The 24,809-nt window shown below is 63.1% G+C and carries 25 protein-coding genes; 6 read left to right on the top strand and 19 right to left on the bottom strand.

Translation table 11 applies throughout. The annotated features are described in order from the left end of the window. Positions 1-5: 5 nt before the first annotated feature. From ACN2XU_RS06750 to ACN2XU_RS06730, 5 genes are all read right to left on the bottom strand, one after another. Positions 6-1,217 (bottom strand): carbohydrate ABC transporter permease, encoded by a 1,212-nt coding sequence (locus ACN2XU_RS06750; protein WP_419409643.1) that lies wholly within the window; start codon positions 1,215-1,217, stop codon positions 6-8. A gap of 112 nt (positions 1,218-1,329) precedes the next feature. Continuing rightward, positions 1,330-2,559 carry a carbohydrate ABC transporter permease gene (locus ACN2XU_RS06745; protein ID WP_419409642.1) on the bottom strand — a complete coding sequence of 410 codons (1,230 nt, stop codon included), beginning with the start codon at positions 2,557-2,559 and terminating at the stop codon, positions 1,330-1,332. A gap of 120 nt (positions 2,560-2,679) precedes the next feature. Beyond that, positions 2,680-4,026, bottom strand: coding sequence for an ABC transporter substrate-binding protein (locus tag ACN2XU_RS06740; protein WP_419409641.1), 1,347 nt, complete (start codon positions 4,024-4,026; stop codon positions 2,680-2,682). Positions 4,027-4,048: 22 nt separating this feature from the next. Then, complete coding sequence (locus ACN2XU_RS06735) at positions 4,049-5,137, bottom strand: LacI family DNA-binding transcriptional regulator (RefSeq protein ID WP_419409640.1); 1,089 nt, start codon at positions 5,135-5,137, stop codon at positions 4,049-4,051. Between the two features lie 206 nt (positions 5,138-5,343). After that, positions 5,344-6,288: a sugar-binding transcriptional regulator gene (locus tag ACN2XU_RS06730; RefSeq protein ID WP_419409639.1), complete on the bottom strand. Its 945-nt coding sequence runs from the start codon at positions 6,286-6,288 to the stop codon at positions 5,344-5,346. A 243-nt stretch (positions 6,289-6,531) separates the two neighbouring features. Between ACN2XU_RS06730 and ACN2XU_RS06725 the strand changes: the two genes are divergently transcribed. Continuing rightward, complete coding sequence (locus ACN2XU_RS06725; RefSeq protein ID WP_419409638.1) at positions 6,532-6,714, top strand: hypothetical protein; 183 nt, start codon at positions 6,532-6,534, stop codon at positions 6,712-6,714. 45 nt (positions 6,715-6,759) lie between these two features. Here ACN2XU_RS06725 and ACN2XU_RS06720 read toward each other — a convergent pair whose 3' ends face one another. The 12 genes from ACN2XU_RS06720 to ACN2XU_RS06665 all read right to left on the bottom strand — a co-directional run bounded on the left by ACN2XU_RS06720 (position 6,760) and on the right by ACN2XU_RS06665 (position 18,578). After that, a complete protein-coding gene (locus ACN2XU_RS06720) occupies positions 6,760-8,961 on the bottom strand; it encodes a 3-hydroxyacyl-CoA dehydrogenase NAD-binding domain-containing protein (RefSeq protein ID WP_419409637.1) in 2,202 nt (733 codons plus the stop codon). Between the two features lie 55 nt (positions 8,962-9,016). Continuing rightward, positions 9,017-9,901: a cupin domain-containing protein gene (locus ACN2XU_RS06715; RefSeq protein ID WP_419409636.1), complete on the bottom strand. Its 885-nt coding sequence runs from the start codon at positions 9,899-9,901 to the stop codon at positions 9,017-9,019. Between the two features lie 70 nt (positions 9,902-9,971). Next, entirely contained in the window at positions 9,972-10,847 is an 876-nt protein-coding gene (locus ACN2XU_RS06710) for a hypothetical protein (protein ID WP_419409635.1), read from the bottom strand. Between the two features lie 6 nt (positions 10,848-10,853). Next, a complete protein-coding gene (locus tag ACN2XU_RS06705; protein ID WP_419409634.1) occupies positions 10,854-12,065 on the bottom strand; it encodes an acetyl-CoA C-acetyltransferase in 1,212 nt (403 codons plus the stop codon). 112 nt (positions 12,066-12,177) lie between these two features. Further along, on the bottom strand, positions 12,178-12,729 hold the full coding sequence (locus tag ACN2XU_RS06700; RefSeq protein WP_419409633.1) for a hypothetical protein: 552 nt from the start codon (positions 12,727-12,729) through the stop codon (positions 12,178-12,180). Positions 12,730-12,732: 3 nt separating this feature from the next. Next, positions 12,733-13,371 carry a glutathione S-transferase family protein gene (locus tag ACN2XU_RS06695; RefSeq protein WP_419409632.1) on the bottom strand — a complete coding sequence of 213 codons (639 nt, stop codon included), beginning with the start codon at positions 13,369-13,371 and terminating at the stop codon, positions 12,733-12,735. Positions 13,372-13,686: 315 nt separating this feature from the next. Beyond that, entirely contained in the window at positions 13,687-14,820 is a 1,134-nt protein-coding gene (locus ACN2XU_RS06690; protein ID WP_419409631.1) for an acyl-CoA dehydrogenase family protein, read from the bottom strand. Continuing rightward, positions 14,817-15,353, bottom strand: coding sequence for a hypothetical protein (locus tag ACN2XU_RS06685; protein ID WP_419409630.1), 537 nt, complete (start codon positions 15,351-15,353; stop codon positions 14,817-14,819). The genes ACN2XU_RS06690 and ACN2XU_RS06685 overlap by 4 nt, the downstream gene beginning before the upstream one ends. Before the next feature lie 21 nt (positions 15,354-15,374). Then, a complete protein-coding gene (locus tag ACN2XU_RS06680) occupies positions 15,375-15,587 on the bottom strand; it encodes a hypothetical protein (RefSeq protein WP_419409629.1) in 213 nt (70 codons plus the stop codon). Between the two features lie 135 nt (positions 15,588-15,722). Further along, the gene (locus ACN2XU_RS06675; protein ID WP_419409628.1) at positions 15,723-17,504 is read right to left on the bottom strand and encodes an acyl-CoA dehydrogenase C-terminal domain-containing protein; all 1,782 of its coding nucleotides are present in this window, start codon (positions 17,502-17,504) and stop codon (positions 15,723-15,725) included. Between the two features lie 32 nt (positions 17,505-17,536). Further along, the gene (locus ACN2XU_RS06670) at positions 17,537-17,941 is read right to left on the bottom strand and encodes a MerR family transcriptional regulator (protein WP_419409627.1); all 405 of its coding nucleotides are present in this window, start codon (positions 17,939-17,941) and stop codon (positions 17,537-17,539) included. A gap of 265 nt (positions 17,942-18,206) precedes the next feature. After that, positions 18,207-18,578, bottom strand: coding sequence for a MerR family transcriptional regulator (locus ACN2XU_RS06665; RefSeq protein ID WP_419409626.1), 372 nt, complete (start codon positions 18,576-18,578; stop codon positions 18,207-18,209). A gap of 122 nt (positions 18,579-18,700) precedes the next feature. On the opposite strand from ACN2XU_RS06665, the gene ACN2XU_RS06660 reads away from it, so the two are divergent. The 3 genes from ACN2XU_RS06660 (at position 18,701) to ACN2XU_RS06650 (ending at position 21,066) form a co-directional block, all read left to right on the top strand. Further along, complete coding sequence (locus ACN2XU_RS06660; RefSeq protein WP_419409625.1) at positions 18,701-19,129, top strand: PaaI family thioesterase; 429 nt, start codon at positions 18,701-18,703, stop codon at positions 19,127-19,129. After that, complete coding sequence (locus tag ACN2XU_RS06655; RefSeq protein WP_419409624.1) at positions 19,126-19,638, top strand: PaaI family thioesterase; 513 nt, start codon at positions 19,126-19,128, stop codon at positions 19,636-19,638. Before ACN2XU_RS06660 ends, ACN2XU_RS06655 begins: the two co-directional genes overlap by 4 nt. 78 nt (positions 19,639-19,716) lie before the next feature. Next, complete coding sequence (locus ACN2XU_RS06650) at positions 19,717-21,066, top strand: MATE family efflux transporter (protein WP_419409623.1); 1,350 nt, start codon at positions 19,717-19,719, stop codon at positions 21,064-21,066. A 164-nt stretch (positions 21,067-21,230) separates the two neighbouring features. On the opposite strand, the gene ACN2XU_RS06645 is transcribed toward ACN2XU_RS06650, so the two are convergent. Further along, entirely contained in the window at positions 21,231-21,923 is a 693-nt protein-coding gene (locus ACN2XU_RS06645; RefSeq protein WP_419409622.1) for a hypothetical protein, read from the bottom strand. Between the two features lie 400 nt (positions 21,924-22,323). Between ACN2XU_RS06645 and ACN2XU_RS06640 the strand changes: the two genes are divergently transcribed. Together ACN2XU_RS06640 and trpB are read left to right on the top strand one after the other, a co-directional pair. Further along, positions 22,324-22,665, top strand: coding sequence for a hypothetical protein (locus ACN2XU_RS06640; RefSeq protein ID WP_419409621.1), 342 nt, complete (start codon positions 22,324-22,326; stop codon positions 22,663-22,665). Positions 22,666-22,734: 69 nt separating this feature from the next. Continuing rightward, positions 22,735-23,982, top strand: a complete 1,248-nt coding sequence (trpB, locus tag ACN2XU_RS06635; RefSeq protein ID WP_419409620.1) for a tryptophan synthase subunit beta — start codon at positions 22,735-22,737, stop codon at positions 23,980-23,982. Positions 23,983-24,404: 422 nt separating this feature from the next. On the opposite strand, the gene ACN2XU_RS06630 is transcribed toward trpB, so the two are convergent. Next, positions 24,405-24,776: a DUF2237 family protein gene (locus ACN2XU_RS06630; RefSeq protein WP_419409619.1), complete on the bottom strand. Its 372-nt coding sequence runs from the start codon at positions 24,774-24,776 to the stop codon at positions 24,405-24,407. Between the last annotated feature and the right edge of the window lie 33 nt (positions 24,777-24,809).

Below are 24,809 nucleotides of genomic sequence, written 5' to 3'. Positions count from 1 at the left end.
CGGTTTTATCCTTTGACGGACCCGGCCGTCAGGCCCTTGGTCATGAAGCGTTCAAGTCCGAGGAAAATCACCATGATCGGCACGGTCGCCACGACCGACCCGGCCATCAGGTGTTGTCTCGGAATTTCTGAGGAGTTGAGGCTGGCGATGCCGCGTGTCAGGGTGAACTTGCCCGGATCGTCCAGCAGCATGAAGGCGAGCAGGAACTCGTTCCATGCGATCATGAAGACATAGAGGCTCACGGAGGCCAGCGCAGGCAGCGACAGCGGCAGGGTGATCTTCCAGATCACCGCAAGGCGACTGAGGCCGTCCATCAGGCCCGCTTCCTCGATCTCGGCGGGCAGGCCGCGGAAATAGCCCTGCAACATGTAAAGCGCCACGGGGATCGTCGTGACCGGATAGATCAGCAGGATCCCGAGGATGGTATTGCGCAGCCCGGTCATCGAAAAGGCGATGTAGATCGGCAGCGCCAGAACGATGATCGGCACCATGTAGATCAGCAGGATGGAGCGCGACAACACCGCCTGACCCTTGAACCGCAGCCGCGCCACCGCATAGGCCCCCGGCACACTGAACAGCAGGGTGATGAAGACCGTCAACACCGAAATGATCATCGAATTGAGCAGGTAAGTGCCGAAGTTGAAGTCCGCGAACAGCTCCACATAACTGCGGAACAGCCCCCAGCCCTGCGAAAGATCCAGCGAGAAATCGAGCGGGTTCTGGATCAGCTCCGACTGGTTCTTGAAGCTGGTCATCACCATCACGTAAAACGGGATGAAGACGATGGCGGTAAAAAAGACATAACCAAAGCCGTTGAGGAACCGGATCACCGCATCCTCGAACACATGCCGCGTCATCGCGCCGGGGTGCACCTCATCGAGGAAATGCAGCAGCGGCCAGCACACCGCAAAGCCAAGCAGCAGCCCCGCGAGCGCCCGCGCCAGGATCCCCGTGCCATCGCTCAGCACCGGACCGATGCCAAGCATCGTCAACAGCGCAAACCCGGCGCACCCGACGGCAAGAATGATCACACGATACCGCCCGCCGATGCAGGCCACGCCCAGAGGCGCCCCGACGATCACCGAATAGAGCAGGGAAGGCCGAAACGCCTCCCCGGTGGCAAAACTCATCGCCACCGACACCGTCACCGCTGCCACGAAGACCCAAAGCACACCGATTACCGGCGCGGTCACATAGCCCTGTCGCATGAAACTCATGGCGCCACCCCCCGCGTCTTTGGTCCAAAAATACCTCGGGGTCCGGGGCAGAGCCCCGCCCGCGGGCGCGCAGCGCCCGCGCCGGTCGGCTGCCGCAGGCAGACGAAATCCTTCATAGCCCTTCCTCCCGGCTGACGTATTTGAAGAAGAAAACGGAGAACAGCAGCAGGCAGCAGAAGATCACCACCGCCACCGCCGCGCCCGCGCCGATGTTCGACACCGCGAAGGCCTGCTCATAGACGTTGACCGTCAGGGTCCGCGTCCCGGCATTGCCGCCGGTCAGCAGGAAGATGTCGTCGAACTTGTTGAACGTCCAGATGAAGCGCAGCAGGAACAGCACCGACAGGATGCCAAGCAGTTGCGGCAGCGACAGGTACCAGAACTTCTGGAACGGCGAGGCGCCATCCATATCCGCCGCTTCATACATATCCGTGTCGATGCTCTGCATCCGCGCGAGGATGAACAGGAACGACAGCGGGAAGTAGCGCCAGATCTCGAAGACCGTCACCATGATCAGCGCCAGCGGCTTTTCCCCGAAGAAGTTGATCGCCTCGGAGGTCACGCCCATCTGGATCAGCAGCGCATTGGCCGAGCCAGAGAACGGATCGAACAGGATCAGCCACGAGAAGGCCACCGCGATCACCGGGGCCACATAGGGAAAGAGGTAAAGCCCGCGCAGGATGCCCTGGCCCTTGAAGCTCTTGTCGAGCAGCAGCGCCGCAAACAGCCCGACCAGCAGCGCGCCCACCGTGCCAAAGACCGTGTAGAACAGCGTCACGCCCAGCACACCCCAGAATTCATCGCCGTCAAAGACGCGGGCGAAATTCTCCAGGCTGAATTCGAAGTTGGTCAGGATGCTGTCCGAGGTGCCGGTTACGGTCGGCGCGCTGCCCTCGGCGGCGTCCTCCATGGCATCGGCATCGGCGGCAGTTGCCGGAATGCGCAGCCGCTCGTTGTAGCCCGGCTCCAGCACACCGATGTCGCAAAACAGATCGCGACCGGTGAGCGTACAGCCCCCGGGCAGAGCGCCAAGGCTCAGCCCCTCGGGAATGGTATCGCGCAGCGTCACGCCGGTCACTTCCGTGTCCTGGCTGGAATTGCGCACCCGGTATTCGATCCGCATGTCCGCATCCGAGCCGCGCAGGCTCTCGCGCACCACGGCGGCGGCGGGGCGCAGGTCGGACAGGCCAATGGGTTTGAAGGAAATCCAGAAGATCGCCAGCAGCGGCAGGATCACCACCAGCGCCACGCTGATCAGCGTCGGCGCCAGAAGCCCCCAGGCCAGCCGCGCCTCGCGCCGGGCCAGCGGGGTGGTGCCCGTGGGAGGGGTGATGTCGGTCATCGGTGCAACCCTTCGGCAGTAAACAGGTCTCCCGCGCCCCGGAGCATGATCCGGGACCTCGATGGCCAGAGGCGCGGGAGGAGAGGGCGGCCCCGGCATCCCGGGACCGCGGGAGGAGCCTTATTCGATGGCGCCGAGTTCGTCGTTCATCGCGGCCACGGCGGCGGGCGCGTCAACCTCGCCGTCGATGTACTGACGCACGATGCGGTTGATCGCCTGGCTGTTGATCATCTTGGAGGCCAGCGCGAGCTGCCCTTCCTCGACGCCCCAGCGCTTGGCCACGTCCAGACCGCCGACGATCTCGTCGATCATCGCCGCCTCATAAAGATCGCCCAGCGGCGCCTTGCGGTCCACGCCGACCGGTAGCGTCGCCCAGAGGTCCTTGAACTTGTTCGGCTCTTCGCTGGTGCCCGCGCGCACCGGGAACTTGCCCTCCGGCGCGATCGACAGCGTGTCGCCATAACCGTCGCCCACGGAGAACTTGACAAAGTCCATGGCCGCATCGGTGTCCGCGTCGGTGGTGATGCCGAAATACCGGATATCCCCCCAGGCCGCGCCATCGGGGTTCGACGGGCCGGAGAAGTTGGTCACGATGCCGGTCTTCGACGCCAGCTCGGGGCTGGTGGGATCGTCGTTGATGGTGGGCGGGGCGCTGTCGCGCAGGCCTGCCAGCTCATCGAGGATGAAGGGCGACCAGATGATCATCGCTGCGTTGCCGCTGAAATACAGGCTGCGCGACTGGTCCCAGTAAAGATCCCCCGGAGGCGAGGCCTCGGCGATCGTCTTGTAGAATTCCAGCACTTCGGTGGTTTTCTTCTCGTCCAGCGGCATGAAGCCATCCGGTCCGACCGGCGTCACGCCATTGGCCAGAAAGACATGCTCCAGAACCTGGCTCATGAAGTTCTCGTCCACCTTCGTCGCGGCAACGAAACCGTACATCTCCGGCGGGTTGTGCAGCGTTTCGAGCGCCGCTTCGACGGCGGCATAGCTGGTCGGTGCCTCAAGGCCGGCCTCTTCGAACAGATCCTTGCGATAGACGATCATCTGCGTCCAGCCGTCCACCGGCACGGAGGCGGTGTCGCCCTCATAGGCGGCCATGGCCAGCGCGCCGGGCGCAAAGGTGTCCGCGCCGAGGTCTTCGATCACCTCTGTCGCGGCCTCGGTATCGAGGATACCCGCCTCCGCCCAGGGCAGGGCGTATTGCAGCGTGTGGTAGATCACGTCCGGCAGATCCCCGGCGGCGAAGGCGGCGGTGGCCCGCGTGCCCAAATCGCTTTCGGAGACCGGGATCACATCGACCTCGGTGCCGGTCATCTTTGCAAAGGCCGCCGCCATTTCTTCCTGCTTGGCAAGGCGCTCGGGCTGTTCTTCCGTGGTCCAGAAGCGGATCGTATCGGCCGAGACGGCCCCGGCCATGAAGGCCAGCGCCATGGCGCTCGACGTCAGCAATGTCATGTGTTTGGTCATTTTTTCTCGTTCTCCCTGTTTATCAATCGGTTATGGATGGAAGCGCCCGTGGCAGGGGCGCGGGACCATGCGAGGCACGGTCGAGCAAACGGGCCGGGGCCAGCTCGCGGCAGTCTTCCGGCGCGGCGCCGCGGATCAGCCGGATCAAAAGCTCGGCCAGCCGCTCTCCGGCCTTGCGCGTGTCCACCGCCCAGGTGGTCAACTGCGGGGTGATCAGGGCGCCTTCGGGGATGCCGTCGTAGGAAATCAGCGACAGATCGCGACCGATGGTCAGCCCGCGGGTCTTGGCCGCCGCATAGGCGCCGAGCGCCGCGCGGTCGAGCGAATAGACAATCGCCGTGGCCGGCGCGCCGAGCGAGACCAGCATATGCGCCGCGGCCTCGCCCGCCGCGGGGTTCACCGCCGGCTCCGAGACCAGCGCCGCATCAAACGGCAGCCCCGCCGCCTTCAGCCCCGCCGCATAGCCCTCGTGGCGCAGTTTCGTATAGGTGTAGCCGGAGCCGCCCGGAACAAATCCGATGCGGCGATGGCCCAGTGCGGCGAGCGTCTGCACCGCCTCGCACATGGCGTCCTCGCTGGTGATGTCGAACCAGGCGCAGCCGGTCGGATCTTCGGTCCGGCCATAAAGCACGAAAGGGATCTGATGATCGCGCAGGAACGCGATGCGCGGATCGTCGAGTTTGGTGCGGGGCAGGATAAAGCCGTCCGCCTTGCGCTCGTCCGACAGTTTCTGCAGCAGGCGCAGGGTGTCCTGATCGCCCGCCGCCGTGGCCACGGTCATGGTCCAGTCCTGCCTTGAGGCCGCCTCGGACAGACCGGCGAGGAATTTGTCGACGAAGGGGCGGTGCGCGTCATGTTCGGTGACTTCCAGCACTAGCCCGATGGACTTTGTCCGCCCCGTGCGGATCGCCTGTGCATGGCTGAGCGGACGATAGCCCAGATTTTCAGCAGCCTTGCGCACACGGGTGCGGGTGCTTTCGGAAATGTCGGGATAATCGTTCAATGCGCGGCTGACGGTGCCCTTGGTCAGGTCCAGATGCCGCGCGAGATCGGCAATCGTCACACGCTTGGCGCGGGACTGTCTCTCTGGTTTGACGGCGTTGCCCTGCATCGTTGATTCGTCCTCCCTCTGGTCAGGAGAGGCTCCGAAACCGGTTTCGGCAAGAAGCGAAACCGGTTTCGGTCCGTATTTCTTCGCTGCGATTGCAAAAGGATTGCCTGCGGGATGCCGTGGCGAGCCCCTGGTTCGCCAATGGTTACAGGCGTCTGGAGGCTCCTGTGCAGGTGCAGAAAGAAGACGTGCCTAAATTTCAGGCATTACCCGGCGAGCAGCGCCCGCGCCGTCGCTTCGTCGGTGATCAGCCCATCCAGAAGCGTGCCCGAGAGCGCCGCGCGGATGGCGTTGTGCTTGGCCGCGCCATGCGCCGCGCCGATCACCGGGCCGCCGGGGGTCGGCCGCAGGGCGGCACTGCTGACACGGTCGTTGATCTCGTCGCGGATCAGTGTCCCGGCCGCGTCAAAGACAAAACCGACGATCTCGCCCACGGCGCCCTTCTGCAGCAACCGGGCCTGATCGGCCTCGGTGATGAAGCCATCGGCCACCAACGGCGGCCGCTCCAGCATCGGACCGACCCCGACAAAGCGCACGTCGGTTTTTTCCGCCAACATCCGCGTGTTGGCCAGCGTCGCCTGTTTGAGCAGCGCGGTGCGCTCATTGGGCGTGGCGGCGATCACCGGCAGGGGCATGGGATAGGTCTGCGCCGAGACCTTGTCGGCGATTGTGAACAGAACGTTGTAATAGGCGGTGGAGCCATCGGGGGCGATGTTGCCGGTCAGCGAGACGATCTTGTGCTGCTGGCAATCCAGATGCGGCATATGTTCGATGGCGGCCCGAAGCGTTCGCCCGGTGCCAAGCCCGATCACCTGCGGTTCGGCGCGGCTCAGCCAGGCTTCGATCATGTCTCCCGTTGCATGCGAGACCGCCAGCCCCGTTGCTTCGTCCGAGCCGAGCGACGGGACGACTTCACAGATCTGCAGTCCGAATGCGTCCTGCATCCGCCGCGCCAGATCCATGCAATCGGCAATAGGGTGGTCGATGCGTGTCTTGATCAGCCCGGAGTGCATGGCCTGCGCCACCAGGCGCTGTGCCGATTGCCGGGAAATGCCCATGGCGGCGGCAATCTCATCCTGCTTCATGCCTGCAACATAGGCCAGCCACGCCGCTCGCGCCGCATCGTCGAGTTTTCGGTCTGCTGATTTCATTGCGAATTTCTGCCCCTTGCCGCGCGCGCATGGTGTGAGAGGTGGAGCCGATTGGCAAGCGAAAGAGACACGAGCATGGCCCATTTTGCACAGCATGATCGCAAAGATCCGTATCAGGCCGCGCAGGCAGGGGGTCCTTTACGGTCACGCGCATTTCGTTAAGAGTTTTGGGCTAGGGTTATGTCGAACGATAAATGGGAGGATGCCTCGGTCGCCCGCGGCCAATGTCAAAGGAGTCGTACCATGTGCATTTCCGCCGAAGCGCTCGCCGTCTTCCTCAATATGCTCTCCGCTTCGATCATCACCACCGAACCGGGCCGTGTGATCATCGCGGCCACCTCCGGGGAGGTCCACTGGGTCGCCCATGAGGACCAGTGGTGCACCATGGGGCCGGAGTTTGAAAAACGCCAGCGTCAGGGGCTGTAACGCCGCCGGCAGAGGGCAGGGGCCCGCAGGCCCCCGCCGAATGGATCACGCAGCGTCCGCCGTCTGACCGCCAAAGCGGCCATAGAAGCTCTGGGTCTTGCCCGCCATCTCGCGCAGCAGATCGGGGCAATGGAAGCGCGCGCCAAAGGCCGCTTCAAGCTGATCGCAGCGTTCCGCCGCATAGGGCGAACCGATCATGTCGAGCCAGGACAGCGGCCCGCCCGACCACGGCGCAAAGCCCCAGCCGAGGATCGCGCCGACGTCGCCTTCGCGGATGTCTTCCAGAACGCCCTCCTCCAACGCGCGCACCGCTTCTAGCGATTGCACGAAGAGCAGGCGGTGCTGTACGTCGATCAGATCCGGCTGATCCTCCGCCTGCGGGTACTGCGCCTTGACCACCTCGGACAGGCCGGAGCGCTTGCCCTTGTCGTCATAGTCGTAGAAGCCCGCCTTCGCCTTGCGGCCCAGACGCCCTTGCTCCTCCATCCAGAAGATCACCTCGTCGACCTCGCCATCCGGATAGGCATCGCCCATTCCGGCCTTCGTCGCGCGGGCGATCTTGGCCCCGAGGTCAATCGAGGTCTCATCGACCAGCTGCAGCGGCCCAAGCGGCATCCCGACCATTTTCGCGGCATTCTCGATCAGCGCCGGTGCGACGCCCTCCTTCACCATGCGAATGCCCTCGTTGATGTAGGGGATGATGCAGCGGTTGGCATAGAAGAAGCGCGCGTCATTGACCACGATCGGCGTCTTGCGGATCTGGCGCACGAAATCGAGCGCCTTGGCCACGGCGCGGTTGCCGGTCTCTTTGCCCTTGATGATCTCGACCAGCAGCATCTTCTCGACCGGCGAGAAGAAGTGAATGCCGATGAATTGCTCCGGATTCTTCGACGCCTTGGCCAGCTCGCTGATCGGCAGGGTCGATGTGTTGGTGGCAAAGATGCAATCCGCATCGGTCACCGCGTCCACGGCCCTGGTGACCTCTGCCTTGATCTTCGGATCTTCGAACACCGCCTCGATGATCAGATCACAGCCCTTGAGCGCGTCATAATCGGTGGTCGCGGTGATGCGGTCCACCATCTGCTGCGCCTGCTCTTCGCTGACCTTCTTGCGCTGCACGCCTTTCTGGGCATGGGCTTCGGTGTGGGCCTTGCCGCGGTCGGCGGCCTCCTGCTTTTGATCGAGCAGGACCACCTCGATCCCGGCCTGTGCAGAGACCAGCGCAATGCCCGCGCCCATCATGCCCGCACCCAGAATGCCAACCTTGCCGACGGTCTGATCGGGCACATCGGCGGGACGCACCGCACCCTTTTCCAACGCTTCCTTGTTGATGAAGAGCGAGCGGATCATCGCGCCGCTGCTGGGGTTCATCAGCACATTGGTGAACCAGCGCGCCTCGATCTTCAGCGCCGTGTCGAAGGGCACCAAAGCCCCCTCATAGACCGCAGAGAGCAGGGCCTTGGCCGCCGGATAGACGCCCTTTGTCTTGCCGTTGACCATGGCCGACGCCCCGACGAAGGTCATGAACCCCGCCGGATGATAGGGGGCACCGCCGGGCATCTTGTACCCCTTCGCATCCCACGGCTTGAGAATGTCCGCATCCGTGGCGTTCAGCACCCACTCCTTCGCGGCGGCAACCGGATCGGCCACCACCTCGTCGATCAGACCGGCCTTCTGCGCCTGCACCGGGGCCGACAGCTTGCCCTCCAGAAGGAAGGGCGAGGCCGCCATCGCGCCCATCTTGCGCACGAGGCGCGTGGTGCCGCCCATGCCGGGGAAAATGCCGACCATGATCTCCGGCAGGCCGATCTTGGCCTTGGGATTGGGCGAGCAGAAGATGCGATGGCAGGCCAGCGGGATCTCGAAGCCGATGCCAAGCGCGGTGCCCGGCAGGGCGGCGGCGATCGGCTTGCCGCCCTTGTTGGTCTTGGCGTCCATACCGGCGCGTTCGATCTTGCGCAGGATGCCATGGGCGCTCATCAACCCCTCGAAGAGGCCCCGCGCCGGATCGTCACCGGCGCTTTCCTTCATCTTGGCGATCACGTTCAGATCCATGCCGCCCGCAAAGCTGTCCTTGCCGGAGGTGATGACGATGCCCTTGACCGCCTCATCCGCCAACGCCTCGTCCACGAGGGATTCGAGCTGGGGCCAGGCCTCCATGCTCATGACGTTCATGGACTTCTCCGGAACGTCCCAGGTGATGACCGCCACGCCGTCGGCGCCGGTGTTCATGGTAAAGTCGCTCATGTCTTTCTCCGTCTGTCGTCTTGTGCGGGCGGTTGCGCCCGGTGTTGTCTGATCGTCACGCGCCGGACTCGACGCGCCCGAGTGTCCATTCGATATGCTGCTGCGCGCTTTCGATCCGGTTGATCCGCCATCCTTGCGGGGTCTCGATCAAATCGAAATTCACCGTGAAGGGCTGCATGACCAATTCGTCGCCGCTGAGTATCTGAACCTGGGTGCTGACCCGTTTCGAGCCCGCCACCGCACCGGTGCCCCGCGCCAGGACCTCGCGGCGGATATTGGTCACTTTCGCATGTGTCATGGCCGTCCGGTAACTGTTGAAATCGTCCTCAAGCTCCTGAAGGTCGGTGAGCTTGTAGTCATGGCCTTCCCGCGCCACGACATGGAGCGGCAGGGTGAAAAGCGATTGGTACAGGGCAAAGCTGTCCGTCATCAGCGCCTTGGTCAGGGACCCGCTGATCCGCGAAAAGCTGGTCTCATGGTGATCGATGACGGTGCCGTCGCGGCGGGTAAAGTACATGTCGCCATCCTGCACCTCCACCTTCATGTCGACATCGGAATACCACGCCGTCTCCGTCGCCGTCCGGGTTCCGATGACCAGAAACGCGCCATCGGCGGACGACCGGTTGACCATGTGATGACCATTCTGATCGTTCGCCGGAAAGGCGGCACAGTCGCCCGGATGCATCTCGGTCTCGCCGTGCCCGTCCACCAGCGTCAGGACCCCTTCGGTGACCATCAGGAACTCGTCCTGCTGCTCGTGCCAGTGCCGCAGCGAAGACAGCGCCCCCGGCGCCAGCCGCACGATGTTGGCCCCGAATTGCGTCAGACCCGCCGCCGCGCCCAGCCGCACCGTGCTGCGTCCCGCGACCATGGCGTCATAGGGGGCAGGGTAGGATGACCCGGTGCTTGGCTTGAGCGATGAAATGTCGATTTTCGGCATGGTCAGGCCTTCCGAATTGGGTCAGCGGGGCTGTCCGGACGGCCCCCCTGTGCGTTGAAACCGGTCGTCATCATGTCTCGTCTCCCTCCTCGCGCCAACGCATATGGCCAAGGCCGTGACGAACGGACCGCAATCGCCAGGTCTCGTCCTCGGCAAGCTCCAGTTCGACTTCGCTGTCGTAGGGGTCCACGATGATGATGTCCTTGCTCAGAACATAGGTCCTGTAGCGGCCCCAGATCTCGCGATCCGATCTGAATTCCGCAGTTTTCACCGTGCGCACGACATCTGTCACGTTGTGACTTTCGAATTCCTTCATGTATTGGGCAAAATCGACCTTCAATTCATCAAAATTCCTGCAGATGCTGTCTCCGATGCGCGAATGCAACCGGACCGGATAGAGCACCTGCTTGTCCAGGCCCACCACATCGCCATTGAGGTAATGCTGCGTCACGGTGTTGAGCATCTTTTGAAAGATGCCGAAGGCTTCGATGTCGTCTCGCGCCACGCCCCGGGGCGGTGTCGAGATCACATCCGCCGGCAGGATCGGCCAGCTGCTGTTGGCCAGCCCGGTTTCCGAGCGGTAGTTGAGCCAGGCGCCGCCCGGGCTCCGGGCGAATTTCAGCAGCGTGGTGAAAGGTTTGACCGCAAAACCCGCGTCCTTGTAGAGCCGCGTGCTGTGGTGCCCCTCGATCACGCCGCAGGAGTTGAACCGCGCCGCGATGCAGGTCCGCTCGATCCGTTCGACGCCGCGCGTCTCCAACTCGTCGAGATAGGTGGAAAAGCGCGCCGAGAGCGACGGGGCGGAGTCAAAGACGGCCTCTGCATCGGCCGTCGTCATGGTCAGAGGCAGACGGATGCACCGCAGGAAGGCGGAGACGTCGCGCGTGCGCATGGCCTGCGTCATCGCGTCGAGCGCCTCCTGGTAGATCTCCCTCGCCTGCGGCATCTCCGGTTACACCCGCTCGATGATCGTCGCCGCACCCATGCCCGAGGCAATGCAAAGCGTCGCAAGGCCGGTCCCCTTGCCGGTGCGTTCCAACTCGTCCAGCAGCGTACCGATGATGATCGCGCCCGTCGCGCCGAGCGGGTGGCCCATGGCGATCGAACCGCCGTTCACGTTGACCTTGTCATGGTCCACATCAAAGGCCTGCATGAAGCGCAGCACAACCGAGGCAAAGGCCTCGTTGACCTCGAACAGGTCGATGTCGGAGATGGCCATGCCGCTGTCCTTGAGGATCTTCTCCGTCACCGGAACCGGCCCGGTCAGCATGATGGTCGGATCGGTGCCGATCTTTGCCGTGGCGCGAATGCGTGCGCGCGGCTTGAGGCCATGCGCCTCGCCGAATGCCTTGTTGCCGATCAGCACGGCGGCCGCCCCGTCCACGATCCCGGACGAGTTGCCCGCATGGTGAATGTGGTTGATCCGCTCCAGATGCGGATACTTCATCAGCGCGATCTTGTCGAAGCCCGGCATGGCCTCGCCCATGTCCTTGAAGCTGGCCTTCAGCGCACCAAGGCTCTGCATGTCGGTCTCTGGGCGCATGTATTCGTCGCGGTCGAGGATCGGCAGGCCGTTGATGTCCCGCACGGTGACGATGCTCTTGTCAAAGCGGCCCGCCTCCCATGCGGCTGCGGCGCGGCGCTGGCTCTCGACGGCAAGCGCATCGGCGTCATCGCGGGAAAAGCCGTATTCGGTGGCGATGATATCGGCGCTGATCCCCTGCGGCACGAAATAGCTGTCCATGGCCAGGCTCGGATCCACGGCGATCGCCGCCCCGTCACTGCCCATGGCCACGCGGCCCATCATCTCGACGCCGCCCGCGATATAGGCCTGACCGGCGCCGCCGCGCACCTGGTTGGCGGCAAGGTTCACGGCCTCCATGCCGGAGGCGCAAAAGCGGTTGATCGCAAGGCCCGGAATGCTCTCGTCCAGATCGGACGCCAACACCGCAGACCGCGCAAGGCAGCCGCCCTGTTCGCCAACCTGCGTGACATTCCCCCAGATCACATCCTCAACGGCGTGCCCTTCGAGAGCGTTGCGCTCCTTCACGGCGTTCAGAACGCCCGCCGAGAGGCGCAGGCTCGTCACCTCGTGCAGGCTGCCGTCCTTGCGCCCCTTGCCGCGCGGCGTCCTGAGTGCGTCGTAGATATAGGCTTCGGTCATCGGAGTGGCTCCTGTCGGATCTTCGTGTTCGTCACAGAGGTGGGGGCAAGGGGGCCCCTGTTGCAAGAGTGACGTGGCGACGGTTTGCGTAAAGCGTTTTTGCGCCCTTGCGTCACACCCATTCGAACGGGTCCTCCGGGCAGCGGGCAAATCGTGCGGCAGATGCCTCTTTCATGGCACGGCTGGCGGCACGCGCGGTCGCCGAATCCGGGTACACCGTCCTGGGAAGCTGCGCTGCCACAAACTGCGCGAGGCGAATCTGCGGCTCGCACTGTGGGTCAGTGTGCCAAGCATATCCCATCTCAAAACGGCCAAAGATCACCTTCTCATACAGCCGCTCGCGCGTCTCGGCGTTCTGCGCTGCCGCAATGGCGGGCAGAACAGCCTCCAGCCGCTCCGCCAAATCGGTCAAACCCAAGGTACGCGCGGTGGCCGCCAATGCCCCCGCCATATCCGGTGGGGAGGGCTGGTGTTGAAGCAACTGATACAGCGCCCACAGCCCGGCAAGATCCGGGTGGATGTGGGTCGTGGGCTGGTGCGGAATGACGTAGTCGCCAACACTGTCAAGGATCGTCAGATATTCCAGCGCGTCTGCCCCGTCGAACTGCCAGCATGGCAAATCCGCGGGTTCGACAGGGAGTGAGGTTATGGCCGGCGCACTCACGGATTATGACCGATCCGCCGGACTGCCGGGCATCAGATCATAGGGGTGCTTCCAGCCAGGGAGCGCCTCTATGTTCGACAGCCAGCGGTCAATATTCGCCCACGCACCGCGCACAAACCCGAAGGGCTCGGGGTAATACAGATACCCACAGCAGCTCAGATCCGCGTTGGTCACTCCGTCTCCGACAATCCAGTCCCTCCCGTCCAAATGGGTGTCGAGGACCTTATAGGCGGCCTTGAGACGGCCTTGCATGAACTGGATCACAGGGGCAGGACGTTTTTCCTCGGGTAGAAAATTCATCAAGAAGCGGGTCATCCCGGCCTGCGAGGACATCTTGTGATTGTCCCAGAACATCCAGCGCATGACCTCGCGCGCCTCTTCCGGCGTCGTCCCGCCGAACCGGCCGGACTTCTCCGTGACATACATCTGAATCACGCCGGATTGCGTTAACCGGGTGCCGCCATCCTCCAGCACCGGAACCTCACCCATCTCGTTGACACCGGAAAGATACTCCGCCGTCCGCGTCGCGCCGCCGAAGAAATCGACATGGACCGTCTCCCAGTCGAGCCCCGAAAGCTCAAGCGCCAGTGCCGCCTTGTAAGCGTTCCCGCTTTCCCCAAAGCAGTGCAGTTTCATTGTCATGCGCAATATCCTCCCGTCGCGCTGGAACCCATCGTCAAGCCGTGGGGGTTTCACACCCCCACACCCCCGTGGGATATTTTTGCAGAAAAGAAACACCGCAAAGTCTGTAACCAGATATTAAATACGAATCGTTCAGACTGTCAGCACGGTACAGGCTGGGAAGCCGATGGCCGTCAGAGGAGAAGCCCCGCGGCTGTTGAAGGCCCCGGGCAGTGCAGGAAGGTTGACTGCTGCCCTCGGTCGGGCCCGATGTGCGACCTTCCTGTTTCTTCTCTGTATAAATATCCTAATCCTGCCTTGCCCAGTGTGCCGTGCTCAGAAACTGCGCGCGATCAGCTCTTTCATGATTTCATTGGTGCCGCCGTAGATGCGCTGCACTCTGGCATCGGCCCACATCTCGGCTACGGCGTATTCCTGCATGAAGCCGTAACCGCCGTGCAGCTGCACGCACTCGTCGAGCACCTCGCCTTGTGTGTCTGACAGCCAGTATTTCGCCATCGCGGCCTTTTCGACGCTCAGTTCACCGTGCAGATGCTCCGTGATGCAGGTATCGAGGAAAGCCCGCGCCACAGTGGTTTTCGTCTGGCACTCGGCCAGCTTGAAGCGGGTGTTCTGGAATTGTGTCAGCGGCCCGCCAAAGGCTTCGCGTTCCTTGCAGTAGCGAATGGTGCGGGCCACGGCGCCTTCCATGGCCCCAACCGCGCCGCAGCCGATGATCAGGCGCTCCTGGGGCAGTTGCTTCATCATCTGGTAGAAGCCCTGGCCTTCTTCCCCGCCGAGCAGGTTTTCGGGGGGCAGGGCGACGTTGTCGAAGAACAGCTCCGACGTGTCCGCCGCGTGGCAGCCGATCTTTTCGAGGTTGCGGCCGCGCGCGAAGCCCTCTGCGCGGTCGGTTTCGACGACCATCAGCGAGGTTCCCTTCGACCCCTGCTCGGGGTCGGTCTTGGCGGCCACGATGATCAGGCCCGCGTGCTGGCCGTTGGTAATGAAGGTCTTCTGGCCCGAAAGGCGATAGCCGTTGCCGTCCTTGACCGCCCGCGTTTTCAACCGCTGCACATCCGATCCGCCGGAGGGTTCAGTCATCGCCAGAGCGCCGACCAGCTCGCCGGTGACCATCTTCGGAAGCCAACGCTGCTTTTGCTCCTCGGTGCCGTAGGCGAGGATGTAATGCGCCGCGATCCCCGAGTGGATGCCGTGCCCCCAGGACGCAAGATTGGCGCGTGAGGCCTCCATCAGGATCACCGCCTCGTGGCCGAAATCGCCCCCCGCGCCGCCGTATTCCTCCGGGACGGAGGGGCACAAGAGGCCCAGGGCACCGGCCTGTTGCCATGTCTCGGGATCCATCTGCCCTTGCTTGCGCCATTTGTCGTAGAGGGGCGCCCATTCGGTCTCGATGAACTTCGCGGTCATCTCGGCCAGCATGGCGTGGTCTTCAGTCATCCAGCTCATCGGGTCTTGTCCATTGTCAGCAGAGGGGCCCTCAGGTCGGGGTAGATCTGCGCCACCATGGCGCTGTGCATCGGGCTCTCGATCCGCACCAGATACCAGGCCTCGTCTTCCATCAGTGCCATGACCGGGGCGTTGATCTCGGGGATTCCGAGGCTTGGAAAGGCGCTGTAGGAGGCCATCACCGCGTAGGGGCGTCCGCTCTCGGTGTGTTCGATCGTGGCAGGGTCGCGGGAGATTTCGAACGTCGCCCCCCAGAGCGGCCGGCTGTCGATCGTCGCCTGGAACTGCTCGGTCATCCTCTGCCGCATCCCGTCGGGATCGGTGCCCGCCTGTTTCGCGAGCTGTGCCAGCAACGCGGGCGGCAGAAAATCGAGCGAGGCGACGATCTGCCCGTCCGCCATCAGCGCCTCATAGGCCTCGACCCGGTCCATCAGCGCGGCGCGCAAGGCGGGCTCCGCGCCCGTTGGGCTCTCGGCGAGGGCCGGGAGCGCCAAGGCGGCGGCAAGCATCCCGAGTATCCTTGATCTCATCATGTCACGATCCTCCCGTATCGCTTATCGCTTGCGAGCGTCCAACTCCGCATTGAACAGCCGCAGGCGATGGGACAGCGCGTCCTGATCGGTCACGCTGTCGAAATGTTCGAACAGAAAAGAGAGCGCCTCGCCCTCGTCCAGCCCGGCCTCCTGCGCAAAGCGGCGCAATCCGCGATAGCCGTCTTCGGTCATCGCAACCGGAAAGCGGCGGGTCAGGCGAAAGCGTTTGGGCATGTCTCCTCCGGTCTGCAGGGCGGGGCGAGCGTTTCGCGCGGGCGAAACGCTCTGATGTCGTGTGACCGCATGTCCGAGACGCTCAAAACCGGTTCCCGCCTTCGAGCGCCATGCGGTCTGCCCCGCACCCTTCCATCAGAAGGCTTCGGCGTCCAGTGCCATCACCGTGTCCGCGCCGGTCTCGATCCGCGCCAGGTGGGTGCGGGTCATCGGCAGTTGCCGCGCCATGTAGTAGCGCCCCGTGGCGATCTTGGTCTCGTAGAAGGCCACGTCGCTGGCGCCAGCGGCCAGCGCATCCTCGGCGGCCACCGCCATCCGCGCCCACATCAGGCCAAGGCAGACATGCCCGAACAGGTGCATGAAGTCATACGATCCGGAGAGCGCCGCGTTCGGGTTCTTCATGCCGTTTTGCATGAAGAACATGCCCGCCGCCTGCAGATCCTTGGACGCCGCCTTCAGCGGTTCGCGGAAATCCTTGTCAAAGGCGTCGGAGCGGCCTTTGGTTTCCTTGATGAAATCCGTCACCATGGCAAAGAAGGCCATGACATGCTTGCCGCCGTCCTGCGCCAGCTTGCGCCCCACGAGGTCGAGCGCCTGAACGCCGTTCGCGCCTTCGTAGATCATCGCGATGCGGGCGTCGCGGGCGAACTGCGACATGCCCCATTCCTCGATATAGCCATGGCCGCCGTAAACCTGCTGCGCCGCCGTGGCCATCTCGAACCCCTTGTCGGTCAGGAAGCCCTTGATCACCGGGGTCATCAGCGAAATCAGCCCGTCCGCCGCCGCGTCGTCGCAGCCATGCGCCCGGTCGATCATCGCCGCACCCCAGTAGGTGAACGCCCGCGCGCCCTCCACAAACGACTTCTGGTCCATCAGGTTGCGCCGGATGTCCGGGTGTACGATCAGCGGATCGGCCGGGCCGTCCGGGTTCTTCACCCCGGTCACATCGCGCCCCTGCAGGCGGTCCTTGGCATAGTCGACGGCGTTCTGATAGGCGACCTCGGCCTGGGCATAGCCCTGCAGGCCGACGCCGATACGCGCTTCGTTCATCATGGTGAACATTGCCCGCATGCCCTTGTGCTCGGTGCCGATCAGATAGCCGGTCGCCTCGTCATAGTTCATCACGCAGGTCGAGTTGCCGTGGATGCCCATCTTCTCCTCGATCTTGCCGACGGAGACGCCGTTGCGCTCGCCAACCGATCCATCCTCGTTCACCAGGAACTTCGGCACGATAAAGAGCGAGACACCCTTGATGCCCTCCGGGCCACCTGGGATCTTCGCCAGAACCAGATGGATCACGTTCTCGCTCATGTCGTGGTCGCCGGCGGAGATGAAGATCTTCTGGCCGGTCACCTTGTAGGTGCCATCGTCCTGCGGCACCGCCTTGGTGCGCATCAGGCCCAGATCGGTGCCGCAATGCGGCTCCGTCAGGTTCATGGTGCCGGTCCACTCACAGCTCACCATCTTCGGCAGGTACAGCGCCTTCTGCGCCTCCGTGCCGTGGGTGTGGATCGCCGAATAGGCCCCATGCGTCAGGCCCTGATACATGTTGAAGGCCATGTTCGCGGCCGAGAACTGCTCGCCCACGGCGGTGCTGACCAGGTAGGGCAGGCCTTGCCCGCCGTAGTCCGGATCACAGTCGAGCGCGGTCCAGCCGCCCTCACGGACCTGGTCGAAGGCCGCCTTGAACCCCTCCGGCGTGCGCACCACGCCGTTTTCCAGCACGCAGCCCTGCGTGTCGCCCACCGCGTTCAGCGGCGCCAGAACCTGCTCGGCAATCTTCGCCGCCTCGTCAAGAATGGCTTCAAGGGTATCGCGGTCAAGCTCGTCATATCCGGGCACGTCCTGCTCGGAAATCTTCAGCAAATCGTTCAGGACGAACAGCTGGTCCTTGACCGGTGCGGTGTAGCTGGGCATTGGGGTCCTCCTCGGGGATTGACGGCCGGGCGTTACTCGGCCGCGCTTTTCTTCTGGGCCATCGACGCGAGCATGCGTTCGGCCCATTTCATCTGGTCCTGCAATTCGTCGATCGCCGTGTTCAGCTCCTCGCGCTGCGTCTCCAGATCGTTGAGCCGCTCCCGCGCCACCTCGTAGGACCGCTGCAGCTGGGTCTGCTGCTGGTCGCCGACGTGGTACAGGTCCAGCAATTGCCGGATCTCCTCAAGGCTGAACCCAAAGCGCTTGCCGCGCAGGATCAGTTTGAGGCGGGCGCGGTCGCGCCGGGTAAACAGCCGCTTCTGGCCTTCACGGACGGGAAACAGCAGCTCCTTCTGCTCGTAGAAGCGCAGGGTCCGAGGGGTCACCTCGAACGCGTCGCACATCTCCCGGATCGTCATAACTCGGTCTTCACTCATGTCTCATGGTCCTCATGTCTCGGGTGGTGCGACGTGAGGTGTTGATTTCCTCACAGTCATACAATGGGAAAAGTCGTTGACGTAACTCATACGCTGCGTCACTTTTAAGTTGACGTAACATCAGGCAACGTCACCGCTGTTGCGTTATAACTTTGTTACAAAGTCGGCAGTGCACAGGGTCGGGTATTCCATACCCGGCGGGGGATCGCTCCGACATTCATGTGATTGATTACGATCGGGGACTCTGCGGCGACTCTGCGGCGGATCAGCCGGACAGACTGGCCTCGGTCCGGTCGCGCAGGGCCTTGAGCTCTGCCATGGCCTCGTCCAGCTGGCGCTTCTGCTCAGCCAGCTCACCGAGCTGCCGGTCGGCCATCTCGATCCAGGCGCGCATCTGCGCTTCTGTGCCCTCTTCTTCATAGATCATCAGCCACTGGCGGATGTCCTCAAGCTGAAACCCGAACTTGCGCCCGCGCAGAATCAGCGTCATCCGCGCAATTTCACGCGGACCATAGAACCGCGAACGCCCCGCGCGCTCCGGGGTGAGCAGTTCGATATATTCGTAATAGCGCAAGGTGCGCGGCGTCACGTCGAACCGTGCGCACATTTCCTTGAAGCTGAGACGGGGGTCGGTCATGGGCATCCTCTTCGCTCAAACGATAGGCCCCCCATCCGGCAAGGGCAAGCCATTCACGCCGCGCTTGCAGCCACATTCCCCGGCGCTCATAAAGACCCCATCGCACCGCAAGGGAGCCGCGCATGAGCGTCGACAAGGCAACGATCGCCAAACAGTTCATCGAATACCTGCCGCACTGCAAGGCTTTGGGGATGCGGATCATCGAAATCGGCGACGGGATCGCCGAGATCGAGCTGCCCTACGACCCGCGCTTCATCGGCGATCCCGACTCCGGCGTGATCCACGGCGGCGCGGTCTCCGCGCTCATGGACACCTCCGGCGGCGCAGCGGTCATCGCCCACCCGAAATCCCCCGGCGGCACCGCCACGATCAACCTGCGCATCGACTACATGCGCCCGGCCACGCCGGGCCAGACCATCACCTGCCGCGCCGAGTGCTACCACATCACCCGCTCCGTCGCCTTCGTCCGCGCCACCGCCTTCGATGACGACAGGGACAGACCCGTGGCCAGCGCCACCGGCGCCTTCACCGTCGAGGAGCCGAAAACATGAGCGCCAAATCCAGGCCCGAACCGGTCCAGGTGATCAAACAGCGCCGCGACGCCGCGCTCTCCGCCCTGGTCACCGGCGTGCCCTACATCCAATACCTGAACATCAGCTTCGACCGCCGCGGCGACGAGCTCACCGCGATCCTGCCCTATGACGACAAGATCATCGGCAACCCGGTGCTTCCGGCCATCCACGGCGGGGTCACGGCGGCCTTCCTCGAAGTCACCGCCATGATGACGCTGAACTGGACATGGCTCTGGGCCGATATCGAAAGCGGCGCGCTCGATGCCGAAGAAATGGCGCGCGGCACACTCCCGCGCCTGCCCAAGACCATCGACTTCACCGTCGATTACCTGCGCACCGGCCTGCCACGCGATGCCTATGCCCGCGCCCGTGTCACCCGCTCGGGCCGCCGCTATGCCTCGGTGCAGGCCGAAGCCTGGCAGGACAATCACGACCGCCCCATCGCGCAGGCGACCGCCCATTTCCTGATGCCAAGGCCCGAGGGCTAAGGCACCGGCCCCCGCTTCTTCTCTGTCCAAATATCCAAATTCCGGCAGCGGCCACAGGCGCCGCGGTTAAAGGCCCCCATGACCGACGCCAAACCCATCACGCACCGGCGTGTGCTCAAGATCGCCCTGCCGATCCTGCTCGCCAATATCACCGTCCCGATCCTCGGCGCGGTGGACACCGGCGTGGTCGGGCAGATCCCGCAGGCGGAGCCGATCGCCGCCGTCGGGGTCGGGGCGATCATCCTGTCGTCGGTCTACTGGATCTTCGGCTTCCTGCGCATGGGCACCACCGGCCTCACCGCGCAGGCGGCGGGGCAGGGGAACCGGGCCGAGGTCGCCGCCTTGCTCACCCGGGTCCTGATGATCGGGCTGGCCGGGGGCGCTGCGCTCATCATGCTGCAGGATCTGATCTATCGCGGGGCGTTCAGCGTCTCCCCGGCGGGGCAGGAGGTCGAGGATCTCTCGCGCGCCTACATGCAGATCCGCATCTGGTCCGCGCCCGCCGCGATTTCGATCTACGGCATCACCGGCTGGCTCATCGCGCAGGAACGCACCCGCGACGTGCTGCTGCTGCAGCTTTGGATGAACGGCGTCAACGTCTGCCTCGACCTGCTGTTCGTCCTGCAATTCGGGCTGGGCGTCGATGGTGTGGCGCTGGCCACCTTCCTGGCCGAATGGTCGGGGCTGCTGCTTGGCCTTTGGCTGTGCCGCGCGGCCTTCCGGGTGCCGGACTGGCGCGATTGGACCCGGGTCTTCGACCGCGCCAAGCTGCGCCACATGGCGGTCGTGAACACCGACATCCTGATCCGCTCGCTGCTGCTCCAGGGCATCTTCGTCTCCTTCCTGCTGCTGGGCGGGCGCTTCGGGGCCGTGACCCTCGCCGCCAATCAGGTACTGCTGCAATTCCTGCACATTGCCGGCTATGCGCTCGATGGCTTTGCCTTCGCGGCAGAGGCGCTGGTCGGGCAAGCCTTCGGGGCAGGGGCCATTCACCGCATCCGCCGCAGCGCGCAGCTGACCACCCTCTGGGCGCTGATCTTCGGTATCGCCATGGCGGCGGCCTTTGCCATCGGCGGGCCGCTGATCATCGACACCATGGCCAAGGACCCGGAGGTTCAGGCCGCCGCGCGCACCTACCTGCCGTGGATGGTCGCCACGCCGATCTTCATGCTCGGCATGATCATGCTGGACGGCATCTTCATCGGCGCGACGCGCTCCGCCGATATGCGCAACATGATGGTGGTTTCTGCGGCGGCCTATCTCGTCGCGCTCTGGGTCCTGCTCGAACCCATGGGCAATCACGGGCTCTGGGCGGCCATGCTGATCTCCATGCTGACACGCGGCCTCACCCTCGGTCTGCGCTACCCGGCTCTGGAACGCGCCGTCGCGAAAAGCCAGACAAACCCACCGCCCGCATCACATCCCTGACCCAACCAACGGACACCGCGAGCAAAGCGGACCCTCATGCAAGGCGCCGCGAAAGTCGGGTTTGAGCCCAGTGTGACACATGCCGCAAGTTGTCCGAATAGCTGCTGTGCACCAAGGAGCCGACGTTCATCCTCGAAAGCGTTATCCTGAAGGCTGGCAGAGTATCATTGCATAAAGAACATACGTTGTAGTGACGGCCACATAAGCCAAATCGCGACGCCCCAAATCACGAAGAACGGCCATTTTTTCGTTGGTTTCCTTTTTTTGCCCTGCGCGACACTCAATTCTTGGATGCGCGCTTCAACCCGGCGCCCAGCGATAACGGCGCGCATTGCGATCGGCTTCACAGCGGTTTCGCCCCCCGGAGCCGCTTCTTTCATCGCTTCGAAAATCTCTTGTGCCTGCTGCTCTTCAGCATTCGAAAGTGGACGTTGTGAGACCGCTGACCGGTCGAGTACAGGTTCTACGATTTTTGCGCTCAAAGCCCAGGTAGCAATGGGGTTGGCTGCGGTGTCGAGGTAGTTGCGCACGCTTGGGCTGTCATTTGCCAGATGATCCTCGGGGAGATGCGTGTACCCGCCTGCGTTAATCCGTCTCTGTATGCGCTCAAACAGATCAAATATCTCTTGCGCGCCCGACACATCTGGGGCCGCATAATACTCCTCCCCAAGATCAAACATGAACAGGACGGCCAAGAGCGGACAGTCTTCACGATCCGCGATGGTGCCCATTGTTGAGGCAACACAACCATCCCAACTATGACTTAGCACAGCCGCTACGAGATCTTCTCGAGGCAAAGAAGTCGCGATGGCGCGTTCTTCTTCGCATGTCGCGGCGTTTTCAAATGGGTCGGTCACGCGGGTCGCTTCCGTGTCGATAGTGGGCCTGATTAGCACTGCCTCACGGCATTTTTGAGGCTCAATGCGCACCAATGGTGGTCAGGTACGTGTTTCATGGAGCATGCAACAGCAAACCCCCAAAGACTTTCCGAGTCGGGATCAATGCGAAGGGACACTCACAAAGCGGTCATTCAGCTGCTGAAATCGAATTTCAGCAAAGTCCCGCACACCGGACCTCAGAGCGGGGCGCGGCGACAGTCCGGTTCGGCGCGTCGAGGCTTGGCCGTTGCGTCTGAATTGCTCTGAATGCCATCCGACATCTGCCACAGTAGCAAAAGCTTGAGTTAACCTATTCTTTCGAGTATGTTTTGCCCTACGTGGGGGTTTCTTTTGTTGTTGTTTCCCGGGAGGGAAGAATATGTACCATGTCTACGTGATTGGCTTCGAATCCGCGGGGTTTCTCAAGGCCATGGCGTTGACCGGCCCGTTGCGCGTTCTGAAAGCCGAGGCCAAAGCCTTGCCTGGACATCGCGCGACCAAGACGTTCAAGGCTGGCTCCTATCATTTCGTGACGTTCATCTGGTCCGAGGCCGCCGCCCTGCGCAGCTTTACCGCCAGCGCCGCCGTGTCCGGCTTTGAAAACACCGCCCACCGCGCCACCCGGTTCCAGCAATCCTACGCCTTTGTCTGCGAAACCGCGCCCTCGAAGGATGAAATGATCAATCTGTGGCGCGCTGCCCGGCACGCGGCCGCCGCCTGACCCGTTTTTCGCATTTTCTTTGGCCGCCCCATCTCCTAAGAAGGCGGCAACAAAACGCGGAGAGACACCATGGCGGACGATCTGTTCAATTCCTTCATGAACGGCCCCGATGAAAAGGGCCGCTTTGGCATTCATGGCGGGCGCTTCGTGTCCGAAACGCTCATGCCGCTCATCCTCAGCCTTGAGGAAGAATACAACAGGGCCAAGGACGACCCGTCCTTCTGGGCCGAGATGGACTTCCTCTGGAAGCATTACGTCGGCCGCCCGTCGCCGCTCTATTTCGCCGAACGGCTGACCGAGCGCCTCGGCGGGGCCAAGGTCTACATGAAGCGCGACGAGCTCAACCACACCGGCGCGCACAAGATCAACAACGTGCTCGGCCAGATCATCCTCGCCCGGCGCATGGGCAAGACCCGGATCATCGCCGAAACCGGTGCCGGTCAGCACGGCGTGGCCACGGCCACCGTCTGCGCCAAGTTCGGCCTCAAGTGCGTCGTCTACATGGGCGCCCATGACGTGGAGCGTCAGCAGCCCAACGTCTTCCGCATGAAGCTGCTCGGCGCCGAAGTCGTCCCCGTGACCTCCGGGCGCGGCACGCTCAAGGACGCGATGAACGACGCGCTGCGCGATTGGGTCACCAACGTGCGCGACACCTTCTACTGCATCGGCACGGTCGCCGGTCCGCACCCGTACCCGGCCATGGTGCGCGACTTCCAGTCGATCATCGGCAAGGAAACCCGCGAGCAGATGCAGGAGGCCGAAGGCCGTCTGCCCGACACGCTCGTCGCGGCCATCGGCGGCGGCTCCAACGCCATGGGCCTGTTCTACCCGTTCCTCGATGAGAAATCGGTAAAGATCATCGGCGTCGAAGCGGGCGGCAAGGGCGTCAACGAAAAGATGGAGCATTGCGCCTCCCTGACCGGCGGCCGCCCCGGTGTGCTGCACGGCAACCGCACCTATCTTCTGCAGGATGACGACGGTCAGATCCTCGAAGGCTTCTCGATTTCCGCCGGTCTCGACTACCCCGGAATCGGGCCGGAGCATTCGTGGCTGCACGACATTGGCCGCGCGGAATACGTGTCGATCACAGACAAGGAAGCGCTCGAAGCTTTCCAGCTCTGCTGCGAGACAGAGGGCATCATCCCGGCGCTGGAACCTTCCCACGCGCTTGGCCATGTGATGAAGATCGCGCCAAAGCTGCCCAAGGATCACATCATCTGCATGAATCTCTGTGGTCGCGGCGACAAGGATATCTACACGGTCGCCAAGCACCTCGGATTCGACATGGAAGGGGCCGAAGGCCGCACCGCCGACTGATCCGGGGCAGAGCCGTCACAATGGGGCGATGCGCAGGCGTCGCCCTTTTTCCTGCGCACATGGCCTTCAGAGCCTGCAAAAACCGGCCAGTCGCATGAACTTTCCGGCGCAACGCGATGAAATATATCGCAAAAAATTGTCCAGACGTTTGTGCCGTGTCTCGTGATCGGGCGTGCTGTCTGGCCGATCCGGCGCGTCACGCGCGGAAACACATGTCACTCTGTGGATAAATCTGTGAGTACATCGGGTATATCGCGAAAACGTGCGATGATCCCCTGTCACTCTGCGCATTTCATCGTATTTGACAAAGCTCCGCTGCCGCAAACGGCGTGGTCGCGCCTCGAAACCCGGCGGCCTATGCGGGCCTCCCTTTTGAAAACCTGACCCCCAGAAAACCGACAAAAAATCCGCAAGAAGGCCGATTAAACCGCATTATCTTTCAATATGTCGATCTTTACGATGTCCAGCGCCCGCCGGTGCGTGGCCGCAAGATCGACACGCGGGGCGCAGCCCTCGTCATGCGCCTGCAGAAAGCGCGAGGCGCACAGGCACCAGCGATCTCCGGGCTGCAGTCCCACGAACCCGAATTCCGGCCGCGGCGTGCTCAGGTCATTCCCGACATATTTGGAATAGGCAAGAAACTCCGCTGTCATCACCGCACAAACCGTATGGCTGCCACGGTCATCGGCGCAGGTGTTGCAATGCCCGTCACGAAAATAGCCGGTCACCGGCTCCATGCCGCAAACCGCCAGTTTTCCGCCCAAAACATTGATATCCGCGTCTTTTTCCAACATCTCTCTACTCCTCTGAAGAAATCTCGCGGCCCC

Source organism: Pacificoceanicola niger (assembly GCF_048553275.1).
GTDB lineage: Bacteria > Pseudomonadota > Alphaproteobacteria > Rhodobacterales > Rhodobacteraceae > Pacificoceanicola.
This window is presented reverse-complemented; position numbering and strand designations above follow the sequence as displayed.